The 6432-nt window shown below is 76.3% G+C and carries 1 protein-coding gene; it reads right to left on the reverse strand.

What is annotated here, in order from left to right:
* On the reverse strand, nt 1–6292 hold a 6292-nt coding region (locus ABT106_RS30425; RefSeq protein ID WP_351283852.1), incomplete at its 3' end, for a hypothetical protein.
* Between the last annotated feature and the right edge of the window lie 140 nt (nt 6293–6432).

Below are 6432 nucleotides of genomic sequence, written 5' to 3' on the forward strand. Positions count from 1 at the left end.
GACCGGTGAGGCGGCGGGCGGCGGCGCTCCGCCGGGCCCCGGCGGCGGCCAGCCGCCGGTCGGCGCCGGTGCGCAGGGCGTCGGCGGTCCGCCGGGCCCGTTCGGTTCCGGGGCCGGGGCGCGCGGCGAACCGGGTGCCGGGTCCGGGAGCCACGGCGAGCCCCGTCGTCACCGCCGTGAAAGCCCCACCGGACTCGGGCGCCCCACCGGGATCGGAAGTCTCCGCGTACTCGGCGGCCCCGGAGGTCGCGGTGACGTACTCGGCGGCCCCGGAGGTCGCGGCGCCCCCCGAAGGCTCCGGCGCGGCGGGAGTCCCCGAGCCCGTGGAAGCCCCCGCCCCGGCGGGCGCGTCCCGTTCGGCGGCGGCGAGTTCGCCGGTGGCGGTGTCGTACGGGTCGCGGGTGGCGGCGATCCGCCGGCCCGCGGCAAAGCGGAGCGCGGCGGCGGTGCGCCGGGCGGTGGTGAGGCCGTCCTCCGCCTGGCGTACGGCCTCGGGGTCGGGCCCCTCGCCGGGCAGCGCGGCCCATCCGTGCAGGGCGGCCACGGCGTCCCGGGCGGCGTCCTCGGTGGCCCGGGCGGTGCGCTCGGCCCGGGCGGCCTCGGCCCGGGCCTGCCGCACGGCGGCGGAGGCGGCGTCCAGCGCGTCGGCGGCGGCCTCCAGCCGGCTCGCCGCGGCGCGGTCCCGTACGGCGTCGGCCTCGGCGCGGGCGAGGGCGGTGTCGGCGGCTTCGGCGGCGTCCAGGAGGGGGGCGAGCCGGCGGGTGGTGTCCGCGGCGGCGGAGCGGGCCGGGCCGAGGGCCGTGCGCGCGGCCTCCCGGGCCTCGCGCACTCCGGACGAGGCGCGGCGCTTCTTCCAGTACGCCTGGTCCGCCTCGGTCCACGCCTTGGCCGCCCTGCCGACGGCGTCCCAGGCGGCGGAGACCCGGGTGGGGAAGGTGGTGTCGTTGATCAGGCCGAGTTCCCGGGCGACGTCGTCGCGGATCCAGGCCAGCGCGTAGGTCTGGGAGGAGACGGCCTTGGGGCCGCGCGGCGGGTGGCCGAAGGCGCCGGCGAGGAACCTGCCGAGGCCGCTGTCCTTGATGCCCCGGTGCACTTCGGCGACGCTCAGCCAGTCCGTGGGGACGGCGAACAGGAACGCCCGGCCGGTCTTGGGTTTGACGTTGAGCGAGGAGAGCCGCTCCGCGCCGACCGGGGCGCCGTCGCCGTCCGCGGCGTGGGGGCCGGTGGCGGTCGCGGCGAGCTGGTTGAGGCCGGTGTCCTCGCTGCGGATCGCGACGCCGCCGCCGAACGCGGAGTCCTGGGCGTGCTCGTGGCTCACGGACGTGCCGGTGCCCTCGGCGCTCTCGCGCAGGACTTCGAGCTTCTTGCCGTCCGCGACGGTGAGCAGGACCGCCCGGGAGAAGTCGGGTTTCGCGTGCAGGGAGAGCCGGGCGGAGTCGGTCCCGGCCGGGTCGCGGTGGGTGAGCCCGGGCACCTCGTACCCGGCGGGAACGAGGGCCTGGTCGTAGAAGGTGGACAGGGCGGTGTTGGTGGTGCCGTCCTCCAGGGTCTGGGCGGCTGCGCCGCCCGGCCGGGTGAGGGCGGTTCCGGCGGCGCGGCGCAGCAGTTCCGTACGGCGGGCGGGGGTGGCGTCGGGGGCGTCCAGGCCGGTGAGGTCGATCCCGTAGGACTCGGCGATGGCGCGCCGCCCGGCCTCCTGGACGTGTTCCAGGCCGACGATGCGGCGTACGTGGAAACCGTTCTCGGGAAAGGTGAACGGCCTTGCGGTGCCGTCCGCGTGGAGGGTGTCGGGGCCGAGGAGTCCGGGGCGCGGTCCCGAGCGCGGCCGGGTGGCGACGGTGAGGTCGGGCGGGGCGAGCCGGGGGTCGGGCGCGGGGTCGGCGGGGTCGGGGTCCGGGGCCATGAGGCTGAGCGGGACGTGTTCGCGCAGGTCGCCGACGGCGCCGGTCTGGGTGATCCGCTGTCTGCCGGTGAACCGCCGCAGCGCCGTGCTCGGGGCGGCGGATCCGGCGCCCGCGCCCGGGGAGGCGGGGTCGGGGGCGTCGTCGAACTCCAGGGTGAGGCGCAGCCGGTAGGGCGTGGTGGTCTCGGCGTGCGGTTCGGTCGAGGCCGCCCGGTAGGTGGTGCCGGTGGAGACCGAGCGGGCGGTCGAGACGGCGCGCCGTGAGGTCCCGGTCTCGGTGTAGGAGGGGCCGGCGGCGACGGCGGTGGGGTCGCCGGTGTGGACGCTTTCGCCGACGAGGACGCCGATGTCCCGGCCGGAGGTGAACTCGGCTCCGTCCTGGCGGGTTTCGACGGCGCGCCGGTTCTCCTCCTGCTCGGTCCCGTGATCGAGCATCCCCAGGACGGGTGTGCCGGGGAGGAGTTCCACCCGTACGCGGGCCCGGCGGCTCCCGACGCGTACGGCGCCCCAGCCCCAGCCGCCGGTCCGGGAGGGGAGGCTCGTTCCCGTTCCGGTCGCCTCGCGGTGCAGGGCGCGCAGGACGCGGGAGGTCACCTGCCGGCGGATGTCCTCCTGGGCGTCCTCGTCGAGGCCGAGGGCGCGCACCTTCGTCTGGAACGCGCTGAGCACGTCGGTCGGGTCCAGGGTGTTGACGGGGTACGTGCCGAAGGTGTGGCCGCGCGTCCAGGGCTGCGGGGACCAGCCCCTGCCGGTGTAGCGGGGCACGTCTCCCATGCCGTCGTCCAGGATTCCCAGCAGGTGGGCGCTCTTCTCGGGTACGTGGGCGAGCCAGCCGCCGGGCACGGTGGTGACCGATCCGGCGGCGCCCGCGAAGGAGGCGGGGACGGCGGGGAGCCGGGCGGCGGTGGTGCCGAGCATGGTGGAGACCATCACCGCCCAGTGCTCGACCGTGCCGGTGACGAGGACCTGGTGGCCGAAGCTCTTGAGGTTGAGGTCGGCGACGACGCTGCGGGTGAGGGTCAGGGTGTGCTGGGCGCTCTCGGACCAGGGGTTGACGACGAATCCGTAAGTGCCCAGCGGCCCGCCGGCGTTGGTGTGGGGTTTGGCGTAGGTGAGCTGGCCGCCGAAGGAGTGCGTGACGGTCCGCCCGGTCTTGCCGGTCGCCTGCGTGACGCTGCCGAGGACCATCTCGGTGTCCATCTCGACGGGTCCGGTGAGGGCGTGGACGCCGCGGACCGCGGTGTAGTGCCGGAAGGTGCCCCACAGGGTGCCGTACGGCGGTTTGCCCATCAGCCCGGCCAGGGCGAAGCCGAGCGGTCCGGAGCTCTGGTCGAAGTTGGCGGTGGCGTACTGCGGCTGGAAGGCGCGCAGGACGGCCTCCCGGGCCGGGGCTCCTTCCTGGGCGAACTGCCAGGATCCGCCGGAGGCGGTGCGTACGACGTCCGTGACGGCGTCGGTCAGTCCGGGCGGGACGAGGACCGCGACGGTGAGGAAGGGGTGGTGCTGGAGGTCCCGGAAGAGGCGGTCGCCGCGCCCCGGCGCCCGGCCCCCGTCGCCGGTCGCGGCGGGCGCCGTGAGGTCCCCCGTGGCGAGGGCGTGCGCCCGGCGGCGGGGCATGGCGGTGGTGTCCGGCGGACCGCCGGGCGAGCGGTACGGGTTGGGGGCGCCGGGGCGGTGCGGGTCGACGGCGGGGGCGTGCCGGTCGGGAACGCTGATCAGGACCTGCCCGGTGACGGGGCCGCCGCGGACGGGAAGGCCGTGCGCTCCGGTGCCGATCAGCAGGGTCCGCGGGCTCTGGAAGACGAACGGCTGGGTGCCGAGGAGCCCGAGGGTGGCGACGCCGCGCAGCAGCCCGCGGAAGCGCCAGTATCCGCCGTGGCTCGCGCTGAGCGCGAGATCGTAGCGGTAGAGGTGGGAGGGCTTGGTGCTCACCGACATCGGCTCGTTGGTCGCGGAGGAGCCGTAGCCGGACTCGGACTCGTGCTGGACGGCGGAACGCCAGCCCAGGGAGAGCACTCCGGCGTTGTCGGGGGCGCCGATCGACTCGACGGCTCCCGCGTCCGGGTCGCGGAAGGCCAGCTGGAGGTCCGCCCCTGCGCCCGTGGCCCGCTTGCGGCTCTCCTGGCCGTCCGTGCGCTGGCCGCCCGGGGCGCTGTGCCGCAGCTTCAGGTCGTCCTGGCGGCCCTCGTAGCGCCGGTGCGTCAGTTCGCCGTGCACCCGGACGTGGCGGTGGGACTGGCCGAAGGTGCCGGGCTCGGTGAGCCGGATGGAGATGCCGGTGGTGGTCAGGGCCTCCAGCCCGGCGGCCAGGCTCAGGTGGGAGAGGGCGGAGAGGACGGTCAGCGTGTTCGACAGGGCGGTCTGGTAGGCGTCGGCGTCGTCCCAGTGGGGGCCGCGCCGCGCCCGGTCGAGGGGGCCGGCGGTCCGGGTGACGGCCCGGGCGCGGTCGAGCAGGCCGCGCCGGACCGGCGGGGCGAGCCGGTCCAGGGGGGCGACCAGCCCCGGGTGGGCGTCGGCGAGGGCGGTCAGGACGGTGTCGGCGAACGCGTCCAGGAGGGTGCGGGGGCGGCCGTCGGTGTCGCGGGTGCGGCGGCCGTCGGCGTGGGCGAACTCCTCGACGCGGTGCATGCCGAGGGTCGGCGGGCGGTCGGGGGTGAGGTAGGCGGGGGCGTACGGCTCGGGCAGGCCGTGACGCAGCGGCACGGTCGTCCCGTCGTCCCAGCCGGCGAGCCTGCGGGCCTCCGTACGCGTCATCCGGTCCAGGCTCCAGGTGGGGAAGCGCCGGGCGGGGGAGCCGCTGCCGGCGTGCCGTACGTACACCGTTTTGCGGACCAGGTAGAGGCCGGTCGGGGTGCCCTTGACCTGGCCGGAGGTCTTGAGTCCGCCGAAGCCGCCGAAGGCGGTGGTGCGCGAGACGGAGAAGAGGTGACGGAAGGCGGGCCCGAACTGGAGGCGGAGGTTGAGCGCTCCGCCGCCGAGGTCGAGGAAGTTGAAGGCCGGGCCGAGCACGCCGTCGACGCCGAAGTTGACGGTCTTGGTCAGGGACCGGTCGTTGCGGACGGTGGAGGTGGCGATGTCGCGCAGTTCGGCGTCCGGGGTTTCCGTGACGAGGGTGGCACGGACGGGCACCACCCGCTCGACCACGAAGACGCCGAGCGGGGTGCGCCGGCGGTCGTCGGCGAACAGGGGGGCGGTGGCCAGCCGTCCGGCGGCCAGCATCCGGGCGTGGCGCTGAAAGGATTCGCTGGAGAAGAAGGCGTCCAGCTCCTGGTGGGCGGTGCTGCCGGGGGCGGCGCCGATCTCGGTGGCGGCCCAGTCCCGGATGCGGCCGACGGGGCCGAAGCCCTCGGTGCGCACCAGCCGGTACTGGGTGTCGTGGTCCATGGCGATCGAGCGGGGGATCCGGCCCGGTCGGGACGGCTTCACCGCGCTGTCCGGCAGGCGCAGGGCCAGTCCGTCGCGTACGGCGAAAGCGGTGTGGGCGGCGTGGGCCGGTCCGGCGGTGCCGGCCGGCGGCGGTTCGGTGACCAGGCGGCCGTCGGCGTCCGTGACCCGGAGGGTGAGGTGGAGGTCGTCGAGGTGGACGTGGGAGCCGTCGAGGGTACGCGTCTCCGCCTGCGCGGTGGCCTGGTCGCTCTGGCCGTAGCCCGCCTTGGTGCTGAAGCCGCCGCGCAGGGCGAGCCGTCCGAAGCCGCCGAAGGCGGCGGCGGAGGACGGCCCGAGGAACGGTCCGCCCAGGCCGAGTTGGGTCGTGGACTGCACGCTGCTGTTCCGTCCGGCCTGGACGGCGGCGCGGTCCATGGTGTCGATCTTGGTGGGGCTGCCGTACGTGTCGGCGAACCGCTCCCAGTTCCCGTAGTGGCGGGCGGTGACGTGCAGCACCCGGGTCTCCCCGGCGGTGTCGGTGTACGGGAGGGCCAGCCCGCCGATCAGGGCGCGGGGCCGCTGCCGCAGGGCCGTGCGCAGGTCGGCCACCGGTCCGGTACCGGCCGGGGCGCCGGGTTCGGGCGTCCTGGGCCGCAGGGACGGGATGCTCCGCAGCAGGCTCTCGGCTTCGGCGGCGATCAGTTCGGATCCGCGCAGGACGACGCTGCTCTGGCCGAACGCGGCGGGCTGGGAGAGGAGTTCCTCCATCAGGTCGGCGGGGGCGTCCGCGAGGAGCGAGGCGAGGTCGTCGACGTACGCGGGGATGCCGCTCCCGTCCGCGTAGCGGGTCCGGCGCCCGCTCCGGGCCGGCGGAGCGGCGGCGCCCCGCTCCAGCCGGGGCGGGCGGGTGCCGTCCAGGCTGTTTCCGGTGCCGGTGCCGGTGCCGGTGCCGGTGCCGGTGCCGGTGCCGGTGCCGGTGCGGCCGTCGGCCGAGGAGGTGGGGGTGGGGGCGGAGGCCGTCACCAGCGGTGCGGGCGGCGGTGGTACGGGCGGCGTTGGTACGGGCGGGCTCACTGATCAGATGCCCGGGAGCAGCCCCGTCCGGCTGACGGGGCTGAACCAGGAAGAGGTCGCGCAGGCGATCGGCGTGACACGCAATGCGG

It is taken from the genome of Streptomyces sp. NPDC002044, assembly GCF_040296725.1.
GTDB lineage: Bacteria > Actinomycetota > Actinomycetes > Streptomycetales > Streptomycetaceae > Streptomyces > Streptomyces antarcticus.